Source organism: Tardiphaga sp. P4_G1 (assembly GCF_056401215.1).
The window spans coordinates 18,319-42,384 of record NZ_JBFUJU010000008.1; the positions used below are offsets into that span (position 1 = coordinate 18,319).

General features: G+C 62.2%; 18 protein-coding genes. 5 read left to right on the forward strand and 13 right to left on the reverse strand.

All coding sequences use genetic code 11. The features are described 5' to 3' along the window. The 3 genes from AC1DUY_RS19475 to AC1DUY_RS19485 all read right to left on the reverse strand — a co-directional run bounded on the left by AC1DUY_RS19475 (position 1) and on the right by AC1DUY_RS19485 (position 4,556). A complete protein-coding gene (locus tag AC1DUY_RS19475; RefSeq protein WP_439057436.1) occupies positions 1-1,857 on the reverse strand; it encodes an extracellular solute-binding protein in 1,857 nt (618 codons plus the stop codon). A gap of 14 nt (positions 1,858-1,871) precedes the next feature. Next, a complete protein-coding gene (locus AC1DUY_RS19480) occupies positions 1,872-3,773 on the reverse strand; it encodes an extracellular solute-binding protein (protein WP_478116365.1) in 1,902 nt (633 codons plus the stop codon). Between the two features lie 234 nt (positions 3,774-4,007). Continuing rightward, entirely contained in the window at positions 4,008-4,556 is a 549-nt protein-coding gene (locus AC1DUY_RS19485; protein ID WP_068736206.1) for a c-type cytochrome, read from the reverse strand. A gap of 208 nt (positions 4,557-4,764) precedes the next feature. Here AC1DUY_RS19485 and AC1DUY_RS19490 point away from each other — a divergent pair, with 208 nt between their 5' ends. Beyond that, on the forward strand, positions 4,765-5,505 hold the full coding sequence (locus AC1DUY_RS19490) for a 3-deoxy-manno-octulosonate cytidylyltransferase (protein ID WP_089261562.1): 741 nt from the start codon (positions 4,765-4,767) through the stop codon (positions 5,503-5,505). A gap of 45 nt (positions 5,506-5,550) precedes the next feature. Continuing rightward, positions 5,551-6,399, forward strand: coding sequence for a prephenate dehydratase (locus AC1DUY_RS19495; protein WP_068736325.1), 849 nt, complete (start codon positions 5,551-5,553; stop codon positions 6,397-6,399). A 9-nt stretch (positions 6,400-6,408) separates the two neighbouring features. Here AC1DUY_RS19495 and AC1DUY_RS19500 read toward each other — a convergent pair whose 3' ends face one another. The 3 genes from AC1DUY_RS19500 to AC1DUY_RS19510 all read right to left on the reverse strand — a co-directional run bounded on the left by AC1DUY_RS19500 (position 6,409) and on the right by AC1DUY_RS19510 (position 8,400). Next, positions 6,409-6,819 (reverse strand): YciI family protein, encoded by a 411-nt coding sequence (locus AC1DUY_RS19500; protein ID WP_478116367.1) that lies wholly within the window; start codon positions 6,817-6,819, stop codon positions 6,409-6,411. A gap of 78 nt (positions 6,820-6,897) precedes the next feature. Further along, positions 6,898-7,344, reverse strand: coding sequence for a VOC family protein (locus tag AC1DUY_RS19505; protein ID WP_093759238.1), 447 nt, complete (start codon positions 7,342-7,344; stop codon positions 6,898-6,900). A gap of 39 nt (positions 7,345-7,383) precedes the next feature. Next, positions 7,384-8,400: an LLM class flavin-dependent oxidoreductase gene (locus AC1DUY_RS19510; RefSeq protein ID WP_478116370.1), complete on the reverse strand. Its 1,017-nt coding sequence runs from the start codon at positions 8,398-8,400 to the stop codon at positions 7,384-7,386. A 411-nt stretch (positions 8,401-8,811) separates the two neighbouring features. On the opposite strand from AC1DUY_RS19510, the gene metF reads away from it, so the two are divergent. From metF to AC1DUY_RS19525, 3 genes are all read left to right on the forward strand, one after another. Continuing rightward, positions 8,812-9,711 carry a methylenetetrahydrofolate reductase [NAD(P)H] gene (gene metF, locus AC1DUY_RS19515; RefSeq protein ID WP_441228834.1) on the forward strand — a complete coding sequence of 300 codons (900 nt, stop codon included), beginning with the start codon at positions 8,812-8,814 and terminating at the stop codon, positions 9,709-9,711. Between the two features lie 4 nt (positions 9,712-9,715). Continuing rightward, positions 9,716-13,561, forward strand: a complete 3,846-nt coding sequence (gene metH, locus AC1DUY_RS19520) for a methionine synthase (protein ID WP_439079636.1) — start codon at positions 9,716-9,718, stop codon at positions 13,559-13,561. Between the two features lie 632 nt (positions 13,562-14,193). Next, on the forward strand, positions 14,194-14,442 hold the full coding sequence (locus AC1DUY_RS19525) for a hypothetical protein (protein WP_089261574.1): 249 nt from the start codon (positions 14,194-14,196) through the stop codon (positions 14,440-14,442). An 86-nt stretch (positions 14,443-14,528) separates the two neighbouring features. Here AC1DUY_RS19525 and glpK read toward each other — a convergent pair whose 3' ends face one another. From glpK to pimA, 7 genes are all read right to left on the reverse strand, one after another. Continuing rightward, a complete protein-coding gene (glpK, locus tag AC1DUY_RS19530) occupies positions 14,529-16,028 on the reverse strand; it encodes a glycerol kinase GlpK (RefSeq protein ID WP_320447127.1) in 1,500 nt (499 codons plus the stop codon). 91 nt (positions 16,029-16,119) lie between these two features. After that, the gene (locus AC1DUY_RS19535) at positions 16,120-17,322 is read right to left on the reverse strand and encodes an FAD-dependent oxidoreductase (protein ID WP_478116374.1); all 1,203 of its coding nucleotides are present in this window, start codon (positions 17,320-17,322) and stop codon (positions 16,120-16,122) included. Between the two features lie 267 nt (positions 17,323-17,589). After that, entirely contained in the window at positions 17,590-18,360 is a 771-nt protein-coding gene (locus AC1DUY_RS19540; RefSeq protein ID WP_441228831.1) for an SDR family NAD(P)-dependent oxidoreductase, read from the reverse strand. Between the two features lie 208 nt (positions 18,361-18,568). Next, positions 18,569-19,711: a pimeloyl-CoA dehydrogenase small subunit gene (gene pimD, locus AC1DUY_RS19545; protein ID WP_478116376.1), complete on the reverse strand. Its 1,143-nt coding sequence runs from the start codon at positions 19,709-19,711 to the stop codon at positions 18,569-18,571. A gap of 222 nt (positions 19,712-19,933) precedes the next feature. Beyond that, entirely contained in the window at positions 19,934-21,121 is a 1,188-nt protein-coding gene (pimC, locus tag AC1DUY_RS19550; protein WP_089261586.1) for a pimeloyl-CoA dehydrogenase large subunit, read from the reverse strand. A 28-nt stretch (positions 21,122-21,149) separates the two neighbouring features. After that, entirely contained in the window at positions 21,150-22,337 is a 1,188-nt protein-coding gene (locus AC1DUY_RS19555; RefSeq protein ID WP_478116379.1) for an acetyl-CoA C-acyltransferase, read from the reverse strand. After that, the gene (pimA, locus tag AC1DUY_RS19560) at positions 22,334-24,037 is read right to left on the reverse strand and encodes a dicarboxylate--CoA ligase PimA (protein WP_478116381.1); all 1,704 of its coding nucleotides are present in this window, start codon (positions 24,035-24,037) and stop codon (positions 22,334-22,336) included. The genes AC1DUY_RS19555 and pimA overlap by 4 nt, the downstream gene beginning before the upstream one ends. Positions 24,038-24,066 lie beyond the last annotated feature (29 nt).

Consider the following 24,066-nt stretch of genomic DNA (forward strand, 5'->3'; position numbering starts at 1 on the left):
CTATTTGGCCTGCTCACTTGAAGGTTTTGCGGACGCCCACCACAGATCGGGGGCACCGACGCCGATATATTTCGGCAGATTGGCGGGATGGCCGAACACATCCCAATAGGCCACGCGATGCGAGGCCGCATACCATTGCGGCACCCAGTAGCGCCCGGCACGGATGACACGATCCAGCGCTCGCGCCGCGAAAACCAGCTTGGGTCGCGTATCGGCGGCGATGACTTCGTTCATCAGGGCATCGACGACAGGATCGGAAATACCGGCGAGATTGTTCGAGCCTTTGGTGGTGGCCGACTGCATCGAGAAGAACGAGCGCAGGGAATCGCCGGGAATCGTGGAAAAGCTGAAACGCTCGATGGCCGCATCGAAGTCGAAATCGTCGCGGCGTGCGCGGAACTGCACGGGATCGACAAGGCGCACACTGGCCTCGATGCCGAGCGTGCCGAGATTCTTGATATAGGGCATGTGATGCGCCTGGAAAGCAGGCTCATCAAGCAGAAACTCGATCTTGAACGGCTCACCCTGCGACGTCATGCGCTTGCCGTCCTTCATCACGCAGCCGGCGTCGTTCAGGAGCTGGATCGCCTTGCGCAGCAGCGCACGGTCCTGACCTGATCCATCCGATGTCGGTGGCAGATAGGGCGCTCCGAAAACCTCGGCCGGCACCTTGTCGCGGAACGGCTCCAGCAATGCGAGCTCTTCCGGCGACGGCGCACCAGTCGCCATCAGGTCAGAGTTCTGGAACGGCGACACCGTGCGCACATAGGCGCCATACATGATGGTTTTGTTGGTCCATTCGAAATCGAATGCGTTACCGAGCGCCTCGCGCACACGCGGATCCTTGAACTTGGCGCGGCGTGTGTTGAGGAACCAGCCCTGCGCACCGGACGGTGTATCGTCGGGCAGCATCTCCTGCTTGACCCGGCCATCCTTCACCGCCGGGAAATCGTAACGCGTGTTCCAGATGCGCGAGGTGAACTCCTCGCGATACAGATAATTGCGACCGGTGAAGCCTTCGAAAGCCACGTCGCGGTCGCGATAGAAATCGAACCGCACCGTATCGAAATTGTAGCTGCCCCGGTTGACCGGAAGGTCTGCGCCCCACCAGTCCTTCACGCGGTCGAATTCGATGTAACGCCCGACCTCGAAGCGCCCGACCTTGTAAGGCCCGCTACCGAGCGGCGTCTCCAGCGACGTCTCATCGAATGCGCGCTTATCGTAATAGGCCTGCGAGAAAATCGGCATGCCTGCAACGAACAACGGCACGTCGCGGCCGCGTTTCTCGGCGAAGGTCACCACCAGCGTCACGTCATCGACAGCCTCGGCCTTCACCATATCACGCATCTGCTGCGTGATGATGGGGTGGCCCTTAGTCTTAAGCGTCGTCAGCGAGAACGCCGCATCGCGCGCGGTGAGCTTGCTGCCATCGTGGAAGCGCGCTTCCGGCCTCAAAGTAAAACTGTAAGTCAGACCATCGGCAGAGATCTGCACGGACTTCGCGACCAGCCCATACATCGCGTCTGGCTCGTCGCCCGCGCGCACCATCAGCGGGGCGAAGGTCATGCCCATGCCCTGCGCGCCGTCGCCTTTCAGAACATAGGCGTTCAGCGAATTGAAGGTCTGGAACGATTGGTTGAATGCACGGCTCGACGGCACCGTCGAGAAGGCGCCGCCCTTCGGCGCCTTGACGTTGACGTAGTCGAAATTCGGAAAATCGGCCGGATATTTCAGATCGCCAAAGGCGGAGATGCCGTGGGCTTCGCTCGGCGCTTGCGCCAAAGCGGGGCTGAAGCGTGACGCCGCGATAGCGCCGATCCCGAGACCCAGCACGTGCCGACGATTGAGCTGCGCCATGCGCGATGTGCTCCTCAAGAGCGCTTGCCGATCTTTGCGGCCTTGTCGGCGTCGTACCACCAGATGGCTGGGAAACCCGACTGCCCGTATTTCGGCGGCTCAGGCGGACGACCGAAGCGATCCCAGCGCGCGGTGCGGACCTTGTTGTAGGTCCATTGCGGCACCACGAAGTTGTTCCACAGCAGCACACGATCCAGCGCCTTGGTCGCAGCGACGAGATCGTTGCGGTCCTTGGTGAAGATCACGCGATCGATCAGCTTGTCGATCGCAGGATTCTTGATGCCCACGATGTTGCGCGAGCCGGCCATATCGGCTGCCTGCGAGCCCCAGAATTCACGCTGCTCGTTACCAGGCGACAGCGACTCCGGCCAGGACGACACGACGACGTCAAAATCCCAGGTCCGCAGCCGGTTCTCATATTGCGTGGCATCGATGGTGCGGACCGACACGCCGATGCCGAGACGTTCCAGCGACGGCTTGAAGAACAGCATCACGCGCTCGAAAGAGGGATCCTCACCGAGCAATTCCAGCTCAAACGGCGCACCGGTCTTGGCATTGACCAGTTTGCGATCACGGACTTCGTAGCCCGCTTCCTTGAACAATTGTAGCGCTTCGCGAAGATTGCTGCGCACATTTTCAGCACTGCCACCGACCGGATTCGTATAGGGCTTGGTGAAAACCTCCGGCGGCACTTCGGCACGCACCGTCTCCAAAATCTCCAGCTCCTTGCCTTCCGGCAGACCTGACGATGCCAGTTCGGTGCCATCGAAATAGCTGGAGATGCGCTTGTACTGGCCGAAGAAGATCTGCTTATTCATCTCCTCGAAGTCGAACGCATAATTCAGCGCGCGGCGAACGCGCGGATCCTTGAACTTGTCGCGGCGGATGTTGAGCGCGAAGCCCTGCATGATGCCCGACGAGCGGTTGAGGAATTCTTCGAGGATAACGCGCTTCTCGGCAACTGCAGGAAAGTCATAGGCCGTCGCCCAGTTCTTGGCGCTGTTCTCGGTGCGCCAATCGACCTGATCCCCCTTGAAGGCTTCGAGCGCGACGGTGCCGTCACGGAAATACTCGTAGCGCAGCTCGTCGAAATTATTGCGACCGACATTCACGTTGAGGTCGCGCCCCCAATAGTCTTTCACGCGCTCCACCGACACCGAACGGCCCGGCACGAAATCCTTGATGCGGTAGGCGGCGCTGCCGAGCGGCACCTCCAGCGTGGTGCTGCCGATGTCGCGCTTCGCGCCGGAAGCGTTCGTGCCCTCCCACCAGTGCTTGGGCAGCACGGTGAGCTGGCCGACGATCTGCGGCAATTCGCGATTGCCGGGCGCATCGAAGGTGAACTTGATCTCACGCTCGCCGACCTTCTCGGCCTTCACCACATGGCGGTAATAGGCAGAATATTGCGGGTGATATTTCTTGAAGGACTCAAGCGAGAAGATCACATCCTCCGGGGTCACCGGCTTGCCATCATGCCACTTGGCATTCGCCCGCAACCGATAGGACACCCAGGAGTAATCCTCGGGATGGCTGACGGCTTCCGCGAGCAGGCCATATTCGGTCGAGACCTCGTCCAGCGATCCTGTCGTAAGGGACTCGTAGATCAGCCCGACGGCGCCGGCGATGTTGCCCTTCACGCCGGCCACCGCGATGTTGAAATTGTCGAAGGTGCCGATGGCGATCTGGCGGACGGTGCCGCCCTTGGGAGCTTCCGGATTGACGTAGTCGAAGCGCTTGAACTCCGCCGGATACTTGATCTCCCCGAACAGGGACAGCGCGTGGCGCCACTCTGCACCTTTAGCCGTAGACTGGGCACTTGCTGCATCGATGACGGAGAGGCTGCCCGTACCACCGATGACAGGGGCAAGTGCGGCGAAGGCGCTGGTCTGGAGAAGGCGGCGTCGGGAAATCGTCAATGTGCTGAATCCTGTGAACCGAAGCAGTCTATTAGAACGGTCATATAAGGCGAGGGTTCGACCGATTATGCCGGCTTTTCCGCAGGATACCACCCGTCACGCTGGTTGCATCCTAACGCGTTGCGGCCAAACGTCCCGCTTAAGCTTTGGTAATGCAGATACGAAAACGGCCAGGCTGAGCCTGGCCGTTTAATCGATGATAAATTACCAAGGAACAGCGTTACGACACCGTCCTCATTTCGCTGCAGTGGGCAGCGGCACCGGCTTATCGGCGAGAGTTGCCAGATAGGCGATCACGTCGGCGCGCTCGCTATCCTTTTGAATGCCGGCGAAGCCCATGGCCGTGCCCGGTACGGTGCCCTTCGGATTGGCGATGAACTTGTTCAGCTCCTCGAAGGTCCAGGTGCCGCCCTTGGCCTTCATGCCCGCCGAGAAGTTGAACCCGGCCTTGCCTTCGCCCACCTTCTCATTGACGACGCCGAACAGGTTCGGGCCAACGCGGTTCGGGCCACCCTTTTCGAATGTATGGCAGGCAGCGCACTTCTTGGCTGCGGTTGAGCCCTTCTCGACCGAAGCGGTCTGCAGCAGCTTCTCGATCGGTTCGGACGGCGCGGCAGCGGCCTTGGCACCACCGGCAGCCTCTTCCTTCACGGCGATATCAAAGCCGGGCTTTTCCATATGCTTCGGTGAAAACACGGCCTGGGCGGTGAAATTCGTCACCATCAGAACCAGGCAGGTGCCGAGAATGGCGCCCATAATCTTGTTAAGTTCGAAGGAGTCCATAGTCGAAAAGCCCCACGCCGTTTTAGGTCATTGGAAGGCCGCTCCAACGGCCTCGACACACTCAGGAATCACGTTCCTGCGGCCCTCAGGCCTGCCGTTTTGAGATAACGGTTTGCCCATCCTCTGGCAACCCGTATAAACGCCGCGCCCTTTGATGTGCATCATACTTTTCGGGGGGAAGATCACTGGAATCCAAGCCGATTTTGACATGACAGACACACGCACCCTGGTGCTCATTCCCGCCCGCATGGCGGCCACCCGCCTGCCCGGCAAGCCGCTGCTCGATATTGGCGGGTTGCCGATGATCGTGCATGTGGCGCGACGCGCCAAAGAGGCCGGTCTGGGCCGTGTCGCCATCGCCACCGATACGGCCGACATCGCGGACGCCGTTAAAGCCCACGGTTTCGAGGCGGTCATGACCTCCCCGGACCATCCATCAGGGTCCGACCGGATATTTGAGGCCCTGTGCAAGCTCGATCCGGCCGGGCACGTCCAGACCATCGTCAACGTCCAGGGCGACCTGCCCACTATTCCGCCGGGCGACATAAGCGCCGCGGTCCGCCTGCTCGACGACCCCGCGGTCGACATCGCGACCCTGGCGACCGAGATCCACAAGGATGACGAACATACCAATCCGAGCGTGGTGAAGCTGATCGGCTCGCCAGCCGGACCCGACAGGCTGCGTGCGCTGTATTTCACCCGAGCCACGGCGCCCTATGGCGACGGGCCCCGCTACCATCACATCGGGCTTTATGCCTATCGGCGCGCCGCGCTCGAAGGCTTCGTCAAACTCGCGCCGTCGACGCTGGAGCTGCGCGAAAAGCTCGAACAGCTCCGCGCACTGGAAGCCGGCATGCGGATCGACGCCGCCATCGTCGATAGCGTCCCGCTCGGCGTCGATACGCCCGCGGATCTCGAAACCGCCCGCCGGCTACTGGCAAAAACCTGAGTGACTGATACAAGGCCCGCCATGACCATTCCCCAAAATCAGATCATGAAGATCGCATTCCAGGGCGAGCCCGGCGCCAATTCCCATATCGCCATCGTCGAGGCGTTTCCGAATGCCGAGCCGCTGCCCTGCGCCACCTTCGAGGATGCGCTGGCCGCGATCACCTCGGGCGAGGCCGATCTCGGCATGATCCCGATCGAGAACTCGATTGCCGGCCGCGTCGCCGACATCCATCATCTGCTGCCGCAGTCGGGCCTGCATATCGTCGGCGAGTGGTTTCTGCCCATTCACCACCAGATGATGGCGCTGCCCGGCGCGAAGCTCACCGACATCAAGACGGTGGAAAGCCACGTCCACGCGCTCGGCCAGTGCCGCCGCATCATCCGCAAGCTCGGCATCAAGGCCATCGTCGCCGCCGATACCGCCGGCTCGGCCCGCGCGATTGCCGAACGCGGCGACAAGAGCTGCGCCTCGCTGGCCTCCCGCCTCGCTGCCGATATCTACGGACTCGAAATTCTCGCCGAGGACGTCGAGGACGAGGATCACAACACCACGCGTTTCGTCATCCTTTCCAAAGACGCCAAATGGGCGCCACAGGGCTCCGAACCGCTGGTCACCAGTTTTGTATTCCGCGTCCGCAATCTTCCTGCAGCGCTCTACAAGGCACTCGGCGGCTTCGCCACCAACGGCGTCAACATGACCAAGCTGGAAAGCTACATGGTCGACGGCGAGTTCTTCGCCACGCAGTTCTACGCCGATGTCGACGGTCATCCGGATGACCGCAACCTCGCTTTCGCGCTCGAAGAGCTGAAGTTCTTCTCACGCGAATTCAGGATCGTCGGCGTCTATCCGGCGCATCCTTTCCGCGCGACCTTCGGCGAACCGACCTCGTAACTGGCAAGTTCAGGACGACGCCGGCCGGACGTGATCGGTCAGCGCATGCGTCGCCGCCATGGGCGATCCGGGCAGAAATAGCTGAACCGGACGGATTTCATAGACCGCAGTCGGATTGACGCGGCGCAGATCGCGCGCGGTTGCGACGGCGTCCTCACGGGTCGCACAATCGACGACATAGAAGCCGAGCAACTGCTCCTTGGTCTCGGCAAAAGGGCCGTCGATGATCACGCCAGCGCCGGGTCCGCGCAAGGTGAATGCACCCTTGGTACCTCCGAGACGCGCAGCCGGCCCCATCCGGCCGTCGGCCGTCAGCTTCTCGTGAAGCTCATGAAGATTGGCCATCACCGCAGTGTCTTCGTCGGTCGTCCAGGACACGACGACGTCTTCGACGTGATAGGCCAGGATTGCATAGAGCATAGGTTTTACCTCGTGTGGTGACGGCGCCGATCCAAGGACGTTTCGGTAGTCCCGATCCCGACATTGCCTTTCGAAACTTTACGACGCCTCGCAAATTGACGCGTCCACCGCAACCAACTCGACAATATTGCCGTCCGGATCGGTGACGTAAATGGAGCGCCAGCCGATCCATCGGTGTTCGTAGGTGTTCGGCTTGAAACCCGCCTTCGTCAGGGCATCGAGAGCAGGCTGATAGTCCGATAACGCAATCTCCAGCGCAAGGTGATGCAGAGTGGGTGCCCGCAAATCGGGAGCGGACCATTTCGTGTCGTCACGATTGGACGGCTGATCGGCCCTGAAAAGACCGATAATCCGGTGATGGCCTTCAAAGCCATCTTCCACCTTGAGAAACACGATCCGATCGTCGAAGGCGCGCAGCACACTGAGGCCAAGGACATCTCGATAGAAACTGACCGCGCGCGGCATATCGCTGACACGCAGAACAACTTCGCCAAGGCCACGCGGTGTTACCAGAGGCGCCATCATCCCCTCCCATTGTCGCGGCGCTCGCTAACCTCGCTGCGCCTAGGCTGCTGCTCTCTGCAATTGAAATACATCCGCCAACAGATCATAGGACCGCTTCCGCGCCTCATGATCATACATCGCAGTAATGACCATCAACTCATCGGCCTGGCATTCGCTGATGAGCGGCTGCAGCTTCTCCATGATTGCCGATGGACTGCCGACGAACAGCCGTGAACGATTGCGCGCGATCTTCATCTTTTCGCTGTCGCTATAGGGATAGGCCAGCGCCTCTTCGACGCTCGGCAGCGGCGCGTATTCGCCGCGGTCGCGGCGGAGGCGATTGAGGTCGGCCGACGAGGCCAGACGCTCGGCCTCGGCATCGGTCTCCGCACAAATCACCGCGACCGCGAGAATCGCATGCGGCGCCTGCCGCCAGCCGGAGGACTTGAAGCGCGCACGATAATGCACCATCGCGTCGGCGGCGTCGTGGGATGCAAAATGGTGGGCGAAAGCGAAGCCCATGCCGACCTGCGCAGCGAGATCCGAACTGTAGTCGCTGGAGCCGAGCAGCCAGAGCGGCGGCAGTGGCACGTCATTCGGCATCGCCACGACGTTGTTATAGGGATGACCTTCCGGGAATTGGCGCGTCTCCCACAGTACCAGCTCGCTCAGTCGCTCGAGGAAATCATCGCCTTCACGGCCGGCAAGACGGTTGCGTAACGCATAGGCTGTGGCGCCATCAGTGCCCGGCGCACGGCCAAGGCCGAGATCGATCCGGCCGGGAAACAGCGCCTCCAGCATCTTGAAGCGCTCGGCCACCATCAATGGCGCATGGTTCGGCAGCATCACGCCGCCAGAGCCGACGCGGATATGCTGCGTTACCGCGGCGATCTGCCCGATCATGATCTCCGGTGCGGGGCTCGCCACCGAAGCGAGGTTGTGGTGCTCGGCCAGCCAGTAGCGGACATAGCCGAGGCGATCGGCATGTTTGGCCAGATCGATGCTGTTACGGAGCGCGCCCGCGGGCGGCGTGCCTGACGTGACGACCGAGAGGTCGAGAATGGACAATGGGATCATGGCGCCAAGCTAGTGCCTGCGCTGGAGAGCGCAAAGAGCGTTTTGGGCCACCGACGCCTCCCCCAAACGCCGATGGCAGCAAGGGCCGCCCCTCGTGGGACGAATTCTGATATAAGAATAATTACACGACATCTGCCCACATACACCGTCCATAGATCGAAGTGGCTCGATTGGCTATTTAAAGCCATATTATGGTAGTTTTGCGGGAAACCGGCGCTGCCCACTTATATTCTAACGAGGAAAATTACGCGAGATATCTGCCCTTAGTTGGGCCAATTCCCACCCTAAAACCGCTCCAGATGGGCTATTTCAGTCACCGACCATAGCCTATCTTTGTGCAGTGCAGCCAAAGTCCCCAGGGCTTGGCGCCAGAGACAACCGGTACCGCTTCATGCGGTGGAGTTCGACGCGATGACCGAGATCAACCCGGCCACCCCCACCAAGCTTCCCAATATCTCCTTCGAGTTCTTCCCGCCGAAGACCGAGGAGATGGACCGCACCCTGTGGGACACCATTGAGCGCCTGGCGCCGCTGAACCCGTCCTTCGTGTCGGTGACCTATGGCGCCGGTGGGTCGACGCGCGAGCGCACCCACGCCACCATCGTCCGCCTGCTCAAGGAGACCGCCCTCACCCCGGCGGCGCATCTGACCTGCGTCGGCGCGCCGAAAAGCGAAATCGACGATGTCGTGACCCGCTATCATGAGGCCGGCGTTCGCCACATCGTGGCCCTGCGCGGCGATCCGACCACAGGCATCGGCACGGAATATATACCGCACCCCGACGGTTACAAGACCTCCGCCGATCTGGTCGCCAGCATCCGCAACCGCTATCCCGATATCGACGTCACCGTCTCCGCCTATCCGGAGAAGCATCCCGAGAGCGCCGACTTCGATGCTGACATCGATACGCTGAAGGCCAAAGTCGATGCGGGCGCGACCCGCGCCATCACCCAGGTGTTCTTCGATAACGACCTGTATTTCCGCTACCTCGACAAGGTCCGCTCCCGCGGCATCGATATCCCGGTGCTGCCCGGCATCATGCCGATGCATAATTTCAAGCAGGCGAGAACTTTCGTCACCCGCGCCGGCACCACGGTGCCATCCTGGCTCGCCGCCAAGTTCGACGGCCTCGATAACGATGCCGAGACACGCAAACTGGTAGCTACCACCGTGGCCGCCGGCCAAGTGCAGAAGCTCGCCAAACAGGGCGTCAGTGACTTCCATTTCTACACGATGAACCGCGCCGATCTCGTTTTCGCCATTAGTCACCTGTTGGGCTTCCGGCCGAACGGCGCGCAGAAAGCTGCCTGATCTCATGTCCGTACCCGTTTCGCCGAAGCGTACCGAACTGCTTGCCGCCGCTGCCGAGCGCATTCTCGTGCTCGACGGTGCCATGGGCACCATGATCCAGGGTCTGCAATTCGACGAGGCCGCATTCCGCGGTGAGCGCTACAAGAATTTCCACCGCGACCTCCGCGGCAATAACGACCTGTTGATCCTGACCCAGGCCGACGCCATCGAGGACATCCACGCGCAATATCTGCGCGCCGGTGCCGACATCGTCGCCACCAACACCTTCTCCTCGACCTCGATCGCGCAGGCCGATTACGACCTGCAGGACATCGCCTATGAGATGAGCCGCGAAGGCGCGCGCCTCGCCAAGAACGCTGCCATTACCGTCGCTGCCGAGGACGGCAAGCCACGCTTCGTCGCCGGCGCCATCGGCCCGACCAACCGCACCGCCTCGATCTCACCGGATGTCGCCAATCCCGGCTATCGTGCGGTGACCTTCGACGATCTGCGCATCGCCTATAGCGAGCAGATCAACGGTTTGCTTGACGGCGGCGCCGACCTCCTGCTGGTCGAAACCATCTTCGACACGCTGAACGCCAAGGCGGCGCTCTATGCCATTGCCGAAATCTGCGAGGCGCGCGGCATCGACGTGCCCGTGATGATCTCCGGAACCATCACCGACAAGTCCGGACGCCTGCTGTCCGGCCAGATGCCCGAAGCGTTCTGGAATTCGGTGAAGCACGCCAGGCCCGCGACCATCGGCTTCAACTGCGCGCTCGGCGCCGAAGACCTGCGCGCGCATATCGCCGATATCGGCCGCGTCGCCGATACCCTCGTCTGCGCCTATCCGAATGCCGGCCTGCCCAACGAATTCGGCCAGTATGACGAGAGCCCGGAATTCATGGCGGGGCTGATCGGCGAGTTCGCTGCCAGCGGCCTCGTCAATGTGGTCGGCGGTTGCTGCGGCACCACGCCGGACCATATCGCGGCCATCGCCAAGGCCGTCGCGCCGCACAAGCCGCGCGTCGTGCCAGAGATCGCACCGCTCCTGCGCCTGTCAGGTCTGGAGCCGTTCGAACTGACCTCGGCGATTCCCTTCGTCAATGTCGGCGAGCGCACCAACGTCACCGGCTCGGCTAAATTCCGCAAGCTGATCACCGCCGGCGACTACACCGCCGCGCTGCAAGTGGCGCGCGACCAGGTCGAGAACGGCGCACAGGTCATCGACGTCAATATGGACGAAGGCCTGCTGGATTCCGAAGCGGCGATGGTCGAGTTCCTCCATCTGGTCGCCTCCGAGCCGGACATCGCCCGCGTGCCGGTGATGGTCGACTCGTCGAAATTCAACGTCATCGAAGCCGGCCTGAAATGCGTTCAGGGCAAGCCGATCGTCAATTCGATCTCGATGAAGGAAGGCGTGGAGAAGTTCATCCATGAGGCCAAGATCGCGCAGCGCCATGGCGCCGCCGTGGTCGTGATGGCGTTCGACGAGGTCGGCCAGGCCGACACGTTCGCGCGCAAGACCGAGATCTGCAAACGCGCTTACGACATTCTGGTAGGTGAGCTGAACTTCCCGCCGGAAGACATCATTTTCGATCCGAACATTTTCGCCATCGCGACTGGCCTCGAAGAGCACAACAATTACGGCGTCGACTTCATCGAGGCGACGCGCTGGATCCGGCAGAACCTGCCGCATGCGCATATCTCCGGCGGCGTCTCCAACCTCTCCTTCTCGTTCCGCGGCAACGAGCCGGTTCGCGAAGCGATGCATTCGGTGTTCCTGTATCACGCCATCAAGGCGGGCATGGATATGGGCATCGTCAATGCCGGACAGATGATCGTCTATGACGACATCGATCCCGAGCTGCGCCAGGTCTGCGAGGACGTCATCCTCAACCGCGATCCCGGCGCCTCCGAACGGCTGCTCGAACTCGCCGAGAAGTTCCGCGGCCAGACCAAGCAGGCCAAGGAGCAGGATCTCACCTGGCGCGAATGGCCGGTGGAGAAGCGGCTGAGCCACGCGCTGGTGCACGGCATCACCCAATATATCGACGAAGACACCGAAGCCGCACGCCTCACCGTGGCACGCCCGCTGCATGTCATCGAGGGCCCGCTGATGGCCGGCATGAACATTGTCGGCGACCTGTTCGGCGACGGAAAGATGTTCCTGCCGCAGGTGGTGAAGTCGGCCCGCGTGATGAAGCAGGCGGTGGCTTACCTGATGCCGTTCATGGAGCAGGAGAAGGCCGACAATCTCGCCGCAGGGATCACCGGCGATGGCCGCAAGAATGCGGGCAAGATCGTGCTCGCCACCGTGAAGGGCGATGTCCACGACATCGGCAAGAACATTGTCGGCATCGTGCTCCAGTGCAACAATTTCGAGGTCATCGATCTCGGCGTCATGGTGCCGGCCTCGAAGATCATCGATACCGCCAAGGCCGAAGGCGCCGACATCATCGGTCTGTCCGGCCTGATCACGCCGTCATTGGACGAGATGACGTTCCTGGCCGGCGAGATGGAACGGCAGGGTCTGAAGATGCCGCTGCTGATCGGCGGCGCGACGACCAGCCGTGTGCATACCGCGGTGAAGATCGATCCGAACTACCGCGCCGGCGCCGTTGTGCATGTCAACGACGCCAGCCGCGCCGTGGGCGTTGCCTCGTCGCTGCTGTCGCCGGAGAAGAGCGTCGCCTATGCGGCCGAGGTGCGCGCCGATTATGCGAAGATTTCTGCCGCGCATTTCCGCGCCCAGCAGGACAAGAAGCGCCTCTCGCTCATCGCAGCGCGCGCCAATGCGCATGTCGCGGACTTCAGCAAGACGGTGCGCAAGCCGACCTTCCTGGGCATCCGGACTTTCAGCGATTATTCGCTCGAAGAGCTTGCTGCCTATATCGACTGGACGCCGTTCTTCCAGACCTGGGAACTGTCCGGCCGTTTCCCCGGCATCCTCACCGACAGCGTGGTCGGCGAAGTCGCGACGTCGCTCTATGCCGATGCGCAGAAAATGCTCAAGCAGATCGTCGAGGAAAAGTGGTTCACGGCGAAGGCAACCATCGGCTTCTGGCCGGCCAATGCCGTGGGCGACGACATCCGCCTCTATGCGGATGACACCCGCTCAACCGAGATTGCGACGCTCTACACGTTGCGCCAGCAGCTCGAGAAGCGCGAGGGCCGCTTCAACGCAGCGCTCTCCGACTTCATCGCGCCGAAGACCTCGAATGTGCCGGATTATATCGGCGGCTTCGTCGTCACCGCGGGCATCGGCGAGGATATCATCGCCGATCGCTTCAAGAACGCCAATGACGACTATTCGTCGATCCTGTGCAAAGCGCTGGCCGACCGTCTCGCCGAAGCCTTTGCAGAACGCATGCATGAGCGCGTGCGCAAGGAGTTCTGGGCCTATGCGCCGGACGAGAATATCTCGACCGACGATCTGATCCTTGAAAAGTATCAAGGCATCCGCCCTGCCCCCGGCTATCCCGCACAGCCCGATCACACCGAGAAGGCGACGATCTTCAAATTGCTCGATGCGGAGAACACTGCGGGCGTAACACTCACCGAAAGCTACGCCATGTGGCCGGGCTCGTCGGTGTCCGGGCTCTATTTCAGCCATCCCGAGAGCTATTATTTCGGCGTCGGCAAGATCGAGCGCGATCAGGTCGAGGAATATGCCGCGCGCAAGAACATGAGCGTGGCCGAGGTGGAACGTTGGCTGGCGCCTGTGCTGAACTACATTCCGGGTGCCGGTGCCGAGCCTGCGCCGGTCGCCGTACCCGCGCCTGCCAATGACGAACTCGCGACCCATCCGCCGGGATGTAACTGCGCGGTGCATCTGATGTATCGCGGCAAGAAGGTCGGAGCGAAGTAGCGCTTTGCAAGTCGCAGGATGTGCTTGTCAAACAGCCAAGCTCTCGCATTCTCGCGGCGCTTGCGCGTCCGAGGTATGAGCAGTGCCCCTCGAAACATGAGGGGCGGCGGCGCGCCGTGAGGCGCAAAGGGTGGTTTTATCGCGATCCGCTCCACCGGAACGCCGGCAAGCTGCAACCGCGCAACGCCTCACGGCGCGCCACCGCGGCGATTTCTGTCCCCGGGACCGTTCTTCCGGGCAAAGGCGCAGAGCTCCGCACTCCGCTGATCCCGACGGTTTCCCGCCGTTCACCAATGCCACGTCCAGCCAGCATGAGTGGCAGACCCCCGTAGTGGGGTCGGACGGTGACCCAAGGCCTCCCGAGTGCGCGGGGTACGTCACCCCACACCCGCAGGCGCCGCATCCCTGTTCCACTTCAAGACGCCTCTAGAAGCGCCCCTCGCGAACGGGATAGAAGGCATATAGACCTATATAGGATTTTCGTCAATAGGGCGCGAGGGATTATTTTCTCTCTACCACCGCCGCGACGAATTCCGCTCCCGGCAAAGTTATCGTTTCAATCCCGTGGCGACGGAACGATCAGGAAGGCCGCAGCTTGTCGTATGCGCAATATTTGCGTTTGGAGGGTTGAAATGAAACGTACCATGATCGCGACGGCAGCCGCGGCACTCCTGGGTCTGGGCCTGATGCTTCCAGCGAACGCCATGCCGGTCGGTGGGCTTGCACCTGCGAGCACCGCCAGCGACATCATCCAGATTCGTGGCCATGGCGGCGGACATCACGGCATGCACCGCGGCGGGCGTGGACATCATTACGGCTGGGGCCGCGGACGCGGCCATCATTATGGCTGGTCGCGCGGACGGCATCGCGGCTGGCGCTAACAACCAACAACAGGCACGGTCAGCCTGACATGACCATTATAGGAGCCGCCCGCACAGGCGGCTCTTTCTGTTTGGTGAGCAAGCTTTCAATCTTTCCCCGGATCGCTCGCCAATACGCCCTTCACTGCCTGCGCCCAGCCCTTCAGTTTTCGTGTCCGTGTGGCTTCGCTCATGGCCGGCTTGAAGCGGTGTTCGAGCCGCCAGTTGTCGGCGAATTTGGCAGGCTCCGGAAATACGCCGGCCGTGAGACCGGCGAGATAGGCAGCACCCAGCGCGGTGGTTTCCTGGATCATCGGGCGATCGACTGGTGCATTCAGCAGATCCGCGAGACGCTGCATGGTCCAGTCCGATGCGGTCATGCCGCCATCGACGCGCAGCACGACAGTCGCAGCGGAGACATCGGGCCAGTCGGCACGCATCGCCGCATAGAGATCCCTCGTCTGATAGCAGACGCTTTCCAGCGCGGCATGGGCGAGTTCGGCCGGGCCGGTGTTGCGCGTCAGTCCGAACAGCGCTCCGCGCACATCGGGATTCCAGTAAGGCGCACCGAGCCCGACAAAGGCCGGGACCAGATAGACCGATTGCGAAGAATCGTTCTGATCAGCGAGCGGCCCGCTTTCGGCCGCGCTCTTGATGATGCCGAGCCCGTCACGCAGCCACTGCACGGCGGAGCCGGCAACGAAGATCGAACCTTCCAGCGCATAGGTCCGCACGCCGTTGAGTTGATACGCCACGGTTGTGAGCAGCTTGTTCTTCGATTGCACCGGCGTCGTCCCGGTATTGAGCAGGGCAAAGCAGCCGGTGCCGTAAGTGGACTTGATCATGCCCGGCGCAAAACAGGCCTGCCCGATGGTTGCAGCCTGCTGATCGCCGGCAATACCGCCGATGATGATCGTGCCACCAAACAGATCGGTGCTGCCGAAATCGGACGATGAATCCTGCACCCTGGGCAGCATAGCCTTGGGCACGCGCAGCAGCTTCAGCAGTTCGTCATCCCACTCGCCGGTGTGGATGTTGAACAACTGCGTGCGCGAGGCATTGGTGGCGTCGGTGGCGTGCACCCTGCCCGCCGTGAGCCGCCACAGCAGATAGCAATCGACGGTGCCGAACAGCAATTCGCCGCGCTCGGCGCGGTCGCGCGCGCCAGGAACATGATCGAGAATCCACGCCACTTTGGTGCCGGAGAAATACGGATCGATGATCAGGCCGGTCTTTTGCGTGATCAACGGCTCATGGCCGTCGGCCTTCATCTGGGCGCAGATCTCCGCGGTGCGGCGGTCCTGCCAGACGATGGCACGGTGCACGGCCTGCCCCGTGACGCGATCCCACACCACCACGGTCTCGCGCTGATTGGTGATGCCGATGGCGGCAATATCCTTCGCGGTAACGCCCGCCTTCGTCATGGCCTCGTGGCAAACGGCCAACGTCGAGGTCCAGATATCCTCGGGCTCATGCTCGACCCAGCCGGAGGCCGGGAAATGCTGCGGGAATTCCTGCTGCGCACTGGCCGCGATCGAGATGTCGGCGCGAAAGATCATCGCGCGCGAGGATGTGGTGCCTTGATCGATGGCCATCACGAAAGACATGACGTTTCTTCCCGAAAGATTGTGGTCGCGTTGTGTTGGGAGGCGCAGGCAACCGGATTAGCGCGGGCGCGTCAAGCGGCAGCGCCGGCGGTCAAGTCGCCGAGTCGATCATCATGACCAGAGCGGACGCGACCATCGCCAGTTCGCGCGGCAGCGTCTCGCGGGCCCGCCGCACCATGCCCTCGCCCAGCCGGCCGAAGAAACGTGCCCAGCGCTGTGCGCGCCAATACAGCGAATTCTCTGTTGTCACCGAGCGCAGCTTGAACGCCTTGCCGTTGGCCCAGGCGTCGCATTCCAGTTTCAGAGGATCGGCGTAATATTGCGCGATCTTGTCGGCGCCCATGCCATCGGTCGCGAGCCAGTTCGGGATGTGTACGCTGCAAAGCTGCGCGACATCGGTGAACACCTTGTCGGTGCCGGTGCCGCTGCCCGGGCACGGCGAAGCAAAGGCATCGCCCACCAGCACGACGCCAGGCTGGACCACATTGTCGCTCTCATAGAGATCGATGGGGCGGATCTTGATATCGCCGGATATCTTGTAGTCGCCGATCAGCGCGCGCAGTTTCGGCAGGCAGGCATCCAATGCTGCCTCCGGCGTGCGCCGCATCTGGCGAATCCAGGGATCGTCGGTCTCGCGATAGACGAACAGGTTGCCGCGCATGGTCTTGCCAATGGGAAACAGCGTGACATAGGCGGTGCGATGAACCGTGGTTTCCGCGAAATAAGTGAGCGCCGGAAAGGCAAAACGTTCACGGCCGACGGGCGCGATATCGAAACCCACCGAGATCGAATGATTGGCCGAGATGACCGGGCGGCCGATATTGAGTTGATTGCGCAGGCTGACACTGGCGCCATTGGCGAGGACAACGAGACGCGCGGAAATCTCCTCGCCATTGGACAGGCCGACGGTCTGACGGTCATCCGATGTGGCGATCGAGGTCGCCTTGGCGTGAATGGTCTCGACGGTGGATGGAATCTGGCCACGCACGGTATTGACCAGCGTGTCGTAGAGAAAGCCGTGCTGCTGGCTCGGGCGCTTGTCGATCACGCGGCCGAAACGCGCGATCCAGATCTCGTCGTCATGGGTGGCGGCACCGAGCACCGCATCGACGAGACCCGTCTTGCGGAGCCGCTCGAGCTGGACGCCGCCGCTGATCTTCTCGCAGCGGAGTTCGGGCGGATGGACCTGATGCGGCTCGATCAGGATCGCAGACACACCGGCGCGACCGAGCATCGCCGCAGCCGTCGACCCGGCGAGGCCGCCACCAATGATCGCGATATCCGTCTGCCGCACGGGAACTCTCCAGCTGCGGCTATCCGTGCGCCCTAAGTGTTAAAAAACGGGAAAGGATTGAGGCAGGCGGCAAGTGGCTACCGCCGGAGGTTTGTTTCGCGGGATTTCTTACCCTTCCCTGCAGGGGGAGGGTCGGCGATCATCGCGCACAGCGCGGTGAGAGGCGGGATGGGGTGAAGCTGCGGGGGACAGCGTCTGTGGCTTCACCCCACCCCGACGAACGCTACGCGTTCATCGACCCTCCCCCTTCAGGGGAGGGTAAGGACGTCACACCGATGCGGTCGTCACGCCGCCGTCGATGACGATGGTCTGGCCGGTCATGAAGGTGGAGGAATCCGAGCCGAGATAGGCGACGGCACCGGCGATCTCGTGGGGCTCACCGATCCGGCGCAGCGGCGTGGTCGCGGTGCGGCGCTTGAGATTGGCCTCGTCTTCCCACAGCGCTTTCGCGAAGTCGGTCTTCACCAGCCCAGGCGCGATGCAATTGACGCGCACGCCCTTCGGTCCCCATTCGCCGGCGAGGCTGCGACACAGGGAGAAGTCGGCAGCCTTGGAGATGCCGTAGGCGCCAATCACCGTGGACCCGCGCAGACCGCCGATGGATGAGATAATGACCACCGAGCCCTTGCCGCGCTCGGCCATGGCCGGGATCGCCTTGGCGCAAAGCCAGATATTGCTCTTGACGTTGGAGCCCATGATCTTGTCGAAGGCCTCATCCGCAATATCGAGCAGCGGCCCGTAATAGGGATTCACCGCGGCGTTGCAGACCAGAATATCGATCGGGCCGTAATGCTTCACCGTGCCGTCGATCAGGGCTTCGACTTCATCGCGGCGCGAGATGTTGCAGGGAATGACATGGGCATCGCCGCCATTGGCCTTGATGCCATCGACCACGGCCTGACAGGCATCGGCCTTGCGGCTGGAGACGACGACCTTGGCACCGAGTTGCGCCAGCAGTTCCGCGGAGGCCTTGCCGATGCCGCGGCTGGAGCCGGTGATGACGGCGACCTTGCCGGTGAGATCGAAGGGATTTTTCACGGGCGGTCTCCTTGTTGTTGATTGATTTTAGCGATGGCGCATTCCTTCTACCCGCATGCGGGGAGAAGGTGGCTCGAATGCGCGTAGCGCGTTCGAGTCGGATGAGGGGGACTCTCCACGAGTTCATGAGCGCGTGGAGAGTCCCCCTCACCCGGATTGCTTCGCAATCCGACCTCTCCCCGCAAGCGGGGAGAGGTTAAGAGCAGAGTTACTCCGTGATCCCGCCCGCCTGCGCGACGCGGCGCAGGTGATAATCGGCATCGCCGAACTGCTGCTCGATCATGGTCAGCCGCTTGAAGTAGTGGCCGATCTTGTACTCCATGGTCACGCCGACGCCGCCATGCAGCTGCACGCCGCCCTGACCGACGAAGCGCGCGGAGCGGCCGATCTGCACCTTGGCGGCGGCGACCGTCTTGGTGCGTTCGTCAAGATCGGTGAAGCTCGACGCCATCGAGGCCAGGAACGACATGCTGCGCGCGGTTTCCAGCGCGGTGAACATGTCGGCTGCGCGGTGCTGCAGCGCTTGGAACGAGCCGATGGCGACGCCGAACTGCTTGCGCTCCTTGATGTATTCGACGGAGATCTTCAGCGCTTCTTCCATCGCGCCGACCGCTTCGGCGCACAGTGCGATGCGCGCGTCATCGACGACCTGATTGACGATCGACAAGCCATCCTCGGCATTGCCAATCGCAGCATCTGCGCCGACCTCGACATTGTTCAGCTTGATATCGGCGGCGCGGCTGCCGTCCTGCGTCTCATAGCCCTTGATGTCGACGCCCTTGGCATTGGCGGGCACCAGGAACACGCCAACGCCCTTGGCATCGCGCTGGCCACCGGCGGTGCGCGCGGTGACGATCAGCGTATCGGCGGTGTCGCCATGACCGACGACGAACTTCTCGCCGGACAACGTGTAGCCCGAACCGCTCTTCTTGGCCGACGTCTTGATGTCCCCGAGGTCATAGCGTGAATCACGCTCGACCTGTGCGAAAGCCATGGTCTTGGAGCCGTCGATGATCCCGGGCAGATGCGCAGCACGCTGCTCCGCCGAGGCGCGGCGCAGGAAGCCGCCGCCGAGCACCACCGTGTCGAGATAGGGCTCGACCACGAGATTGCGGCCCAGCGCTTCCATCACGATCATGGCCTCGATCGGACCGGCACCGAAGCCGCCGTCGTCCTCGGAGAACGGCAGACCGAGCAAGCCCTGTTCGGCGAACTTGCCCCAGACATCGCGGCTCCAGCCGCCCTTCTCGGCGCGATACTTCTTGCGAGCCTCGAATTCGTAGGACGATTTCAGCAGGCCGTCGACGCTGTCCTTGAGGAGGCGTTGCTCCTCCGACAAATCAAAATCCATGGTCTTTCTCTCTCGGATCGCGCGTAACGCGCGTGTGAATGTGTTTAAGCTCCCTAACCTCTCCCCGCTTGCGGGGAGAGGTCGAGGGCGAGCGAAGCGGAGCCTTCGGGTGAGGGGGACTAACCGCGGGCACCGAGCCGGCGGAGGCTCCCCCTCATCCGGTCCGAATGCGCTACGCGCAATCGGACCACCTTCTCCCCGCAAGCGGGGAGAAGGAAGACATCACAGCCCCAGCACCGCTTTCGCGATGATGTTGCGCTGAATCTCGTTGGAGCCGCCATAGATCGACACCTTGCGGTAGTTGAAATAGGTCGGCGCGATCGGCGAGGCCCAGTCACCCTCTTCGTTCTGCCCCTCGCCTTCCGGCATGAACGGCAGTGCGAACGGCCCGGTGACTTCGAGCAGCAGCTCGGTGAGCGTCTGCTGGATTTCCGAACCCTTGATCTTGAGGATCGACGAGGCCGGATCCGGCTTGCCCTTGCCGTGCTTGCCTTCAGCGGCGACGACGCGCATCTGCGTCAGTTCGAGCGCCTTGAGCTCGATCTCGGTCGCCGCGAGCTTCTGGCGGAACTGCGGATCCTCGATCAGCGGCTTGTCACCGGACATCACGCTGGACGCCAGCTCCTTGATGCGGCGGATGCGCTCCTTCGACATGCCGACGCGCGCAATGTTGACGCGCTCGTTGCCAAGCAGGAATTTGGCGTAATCCCAGCCCTTGTTCTCTTCACCAACCAGATTCTCGGCCGGCACCACGACCTCATCGAAGAACACTTCGTTGACTTCGACGCCGCCATCGATGGTCTGGATCGGGCGGACGGTGATGCCCTTCGACTTCATGTCGATGAGGATGAAGGAGATGCCCGACTGCTTCTTCGCATCGGGGTCGGTGCGGCAAAGGCAGAAGATCCAGTCGGCATGTTGCGCGAGCGTAGTCCAGGTCTTCTGGCCGTTGACGATATAGGTATCGCCCTTCTTCTTCGCCGTGGTCTTCAGCGAGGCAAGGTCCGAACCCGAGCCCGGCTCCGAGAAGCCCTGGCACCACCAGTCGTCCATATTCGCAATGCGCGGCAGGAAGTGCTTCTTCTGCTGCTCATTGCCGAAAGTGTAGATCACCGGGCCAACCATGTTGACGCCGAACGGCAGCGGCGGCGGCGCGGGGGTCTTCTGCAGCTCTTCCAGGAAGATGTACTGCTTGGCGGCGCTCCAGCCGGTGCCGCCATATTCCTGCGGCCAATGCGGGACGGCCCAGCCCTTCTTGTTGAGCGTGCGCTGCCAGTTCACCAGGTCGTCTTTGCTGGTGTGGTGACCTTCCTGCAGTTTCTTGCGCACCGCCGGGTCGAGGCTTTCGCGGAAAAAGGTGCGCACCTCGTCGCGGAATGCTGTTTCTTCTTTGCTGAAGCTCAGATCCATCGGATCCTCCTTGTGAGCAGATTTGTAATTACTGAACGATTTCGAGCAGGCCGGCGGAGCCCATGCCGCCGCCGACGCACATGGTGACGACGGCATATTTCGCCTTGCGGCGACGGCCTTCGATCAGTGCGTGACCAGCGAGACGTGCGCCCGACATGCCATAGGGATGGCCGACCGAGATCGCGCCGCCATTGACGTTGAGCTTCTCCGGATCGATGCCGAGCTTGTCGCGGCAGTACAGAACCTGCACGGCGAAGGCTTCATTGAGTTCCCAGAGATCGATGTCCTCGATCTTGAGGCCATGACGCTTCAAGAGACGTGGCACGGCGAACACCGGACCGATGCCCATTTCATCCGGCCCGCAGCCGGCGGAAACGAAGCCGCGGAAGATGCCGAGCGGCTTAAGGCCCTTCTGCGCAGCGAGCTTGTCGCTCATGATCACGGTGGCGCTGGCGCCGTCCGAAAGCTGCGAGGCATTGCCGGCGGTGATGGTGAAGCCATCGCCGCGCACGGCCTTCAGACCGGCGAGGCCTTCGGCAGTGGTTTCTGGACGCGGGCCTTCATCCTTGGACAGCGTGATGTCCTTGAACGAGACTTCGCCGGTCGCCTTGTCGACGACCCCCATCTTGGTGGAGATCGGCGCCAGTTCATCGTTGAACTTGCCGCCCTGCTGCGCGGCTGCGGTGCGGCGCTGGCTCTCCAACGAATACTCGTCCTGGCGTTCGCGCGAGATGTTGTAGCGCTTGGCCACCGTCTCGGCAGTGTCGAGCATCGGCATATAGACGTCGCCCTTGATCTTCATCAGTTCGGGATCGACGGTGTGGAACTTGTTGGCATGCTCGTTCTGCACCAGCGAGATCGACTCGCCGCCGCCGCCAACCGCGATCTCGACGCCGTCGAAGATCACCGAACGCGCAGCCAGTGCAATCGCCTGCAGGCCCGAAGCGCACTGACGATCGATGGTGGTGCCGCCAACCGTGACCGGCAGACCGGCGCGGAGCAGCGCCTTGCGTGCGATGTTGCCGCCGGTCGCACCCTGCTGCAGGGCTGCGCCCATCACCACATCTTCGACTTCCTTGGGATCGATGCCGGCGCGCTTGACGGCATGCTCGATGGCATGGCCGAGCAGCGTCGCGCCTTCGGTGGCGTTAAGGGCACCGCGATAGGCCTTGCCGATCGGCGTACGGGCGGTGGAAACGATAACGGCTTCGGTCATGGGCGGGGTCCTCCAGAGGCGGTTTGTTGTTGCGAGGTTGTTTCTTGGTTCATGATGGGCGTGGGTTGCAACCCGCGCAAGGCGTGGCGCGAGAGTTTTCCGACCGCAGTGCGCGGCAAATCGTCGACGAAATCCAGGGCGGCCGGTAGTTCATGCTTGCCGAGCTTGCCGGTGAGAAACGCGCGCAGCTCGTCGATGGTGAACGGCGCCGCGCCATTGCGCAGCCTGATAAAGGCCTTAGCCGCTTCACCGCGATATTGATCGACGACGCCGATCACGATCACTTCCTGTACGGAGGGATGTTCGTAAATCGCCTGCTCGATCATCTGCGGATAGACGTTGAAACCGCCGGAGATGATCATGTCCTTCTTGCGATCGACCAGATAGAAGAATCCGTCTTCATCCATGTAGCCGATATCGCCGGTGAGGAAGCGATCGCCGACGAATGACTCGGCACTCTCCTGCGCGCGATTCCAGTAGCCTTTGGTGACGTTCGGCCCCTTGATGCGAATTTCGCCGGTTTCGTTGACGCCGAGCACCCTGGTCGGGTCATCGAGTGACACCACGTCAATGTCGATCCCTGGCAGCATCAGGCCGATCGAGCCCGGCTTGTCGAGGCCACCGGGTGGATGACTGGTGCCGGGCGAGCAGGTCTCGGTCATGCCCCAGCCGCTCTTCAGCGACAGGCCGGTCTTGCGCTCGAACAGACGCGCCACTTCATCGGGCAACGGCGCGCCGCCAGAGGCCGCCGACACCAGCGACGACAAATCGCGGGTCTCCAGCGACGGATCGGCCGCGATGGCGATCCACATGGTGGGCACGCCGGGAAATACGGTGGCCTTCTTCTTCTCGATATCGTCGAGCACGCGGCTGACATCGAAACGCTGATGCAGCGAAATGGTGTCGCCGAGGCTGATGCGGCTCAGCAGGATCACGGTCAGTGCATAGATATGAAACAGAGGCAGCACGCAGATGACGCGCTCGATCCGATTGCGCCCGGCGCGTGCCGGCGCGCCCCATAGATTGTAGATCGAGACCGCCGAGGTGAGATTGCCGTGGCTCAGCATCGCGCCTTTCGGCAGGCCGGTGGTGCCGCCGGTATATTGCAGCAATGCGACGTCATCGGCAGAAATCTCGGGCCACTGCGTCGGCGGCGTGGCGCCTGCGGTAAAATTGCGGAAAGTGACGATGGCGGGATTTTCCGGCAGCGGCAGCTGCGGATTGTTCACAGCGCCCCAGTCGTCGTCCTCGCAGACGATCAGCCTGTCGAGCAGGCCCTTGTCGAGAAACTTGAGCGCCATCGGCAGCAACGCCGCGAGGTTGCTCGTCACGAGCACGCGCGCGCCGGAATCCTTGAGCTTGTGCGACAGCGCGATCTCGCCATCGAGCGGCGACAGATGCACGAGCCGCGCGCCGGCCTTGAGACCGCCGAAGAAATGGACCGGATGATCGGGCGTATTGCCGAGGAAGATACCGATGGAGGAGCCCTTGCCATAGCCGGCGCGCATCAGCGCGGCAGCTACGATATCGACACGCGCCTGCAGATCGTTGAACGAGATCGGCTGATCCCGAAATTCGATGGCGGTGCGGGTGCCATGTTTTGCAACGGAGTCGGCAAGCAGACCCGGCAGCGACCCACGCGCGATCGGCGCGTCCCATGTGACGCCCGGTGGGTAGTGCTGTTCGCCGGGATGGGTCATGGCGTGGCCTGCTTACATAAGGAGCGCAC

Bases quoted from the DNA above. Each gene is read 5' to 3' on its own strand.
- AC1DUY_RS19475 (WP_439057436.1), bottom strand. From the start codon at position 1,857: ATGGCGCAGCTCAATCGTCGGCACGTGCTGGGTCTCGGGATCGGCGCT.
- AC1DUY_RS19485 (WP_068736206.1), bottom strand. From the start codon at position 4,556: ATGGACTCCTTCGAACTTAACAAGATTATGGGCGCCATTCTCGGCACC.
- AC1DUY_RS19490 (WP_089261562.1), top strand. From the start codon at position 4,765: ATGACAGACACACGCACCCTGGTGCTCATTCCCGCCCGCATGGCGGCC.
- AC1DUY_RS19495 (WP_068736325.1), top strand. From the start codon at position 5,551: ATGAAGATCGCATTCCAGGGCGAGCCCGGCGCCAATTCCCATATCGCC.
- AC1DUY_RS19500 (WP_478116367.1), bottom strand. From the start codon at position 6,819: ATGCTCTATGCAATCCTGGCCTATCACGTCGAAGACGTCGTCGTGTCC.
- AC1DUY_RS19505 (WP_093759238.1), bottom strand. From the start codon at position 7,344: ATGATGGCGCCTCTGGTAACACCGCGTGGCCTTGGCGAAGTTGTTCTG.
- AC1DUY_RS19510 (WP_478116370.1), bottom strand. From the start codon at position 8,400: ATGATCCCATTGTCCATTCTCGACCTCTCGGTCGTCACGTCAGGCACG.
- metF (WP_441228834.1), top strand. From the start codon at position 8,812: ATGACCGAGATCAACCCGGCCACCCCCACCAAGCTTCCCAATATCTCC.
- metH (WP_439079636.1), top strand. From the start codon at position 9,716: ATGTCCGTACCCGTTTCGCCGAAGCGTACCGAACTGCTTGCCGCCGCT.
- AC1DUY_RS19525 (WP_089261574.1), top strand. From the start codon at position 14,194: ATGAAACGTACCATGATCGCGACGGCAGCCGCGGCACTCCTGGGTCTG.
- glpK (WP_320447127.1), bottom strand. From the start codon at position 16,028: ATGTCTTTCGTGATGGCCATCGATCAAGGCACCACATCCTCGCGCGCG.
- pimD (WP_478116376.1), bottom strand. From the start codon at position 19,711: ATGGATTTTGATTTGTCGGAGGAGCAACGCCTCCTCAAGGACAGCGTC.
- pimC (WP_089261586.1), bottom strand. From the start codon at position 21,121: ATGGATCTGAGCTTCAGCAAAGAAGAAACAGCATTCCGCGACGAGGTG.
- AC1DUY_RS19555 (WP_478116379.1), bottom strand. From the start codon at position 22,337: ATGACCGAAGCCGTTATCGTTTCCACCGCCCGTACGCCGATCGGCAAG.
- pimA (WP_478116381.1), bottom strand. From the start codon at position 24,037: ATGACCCATCCCGGCGAACAGCACTACCCACCGGGCGTCACATGGGAC.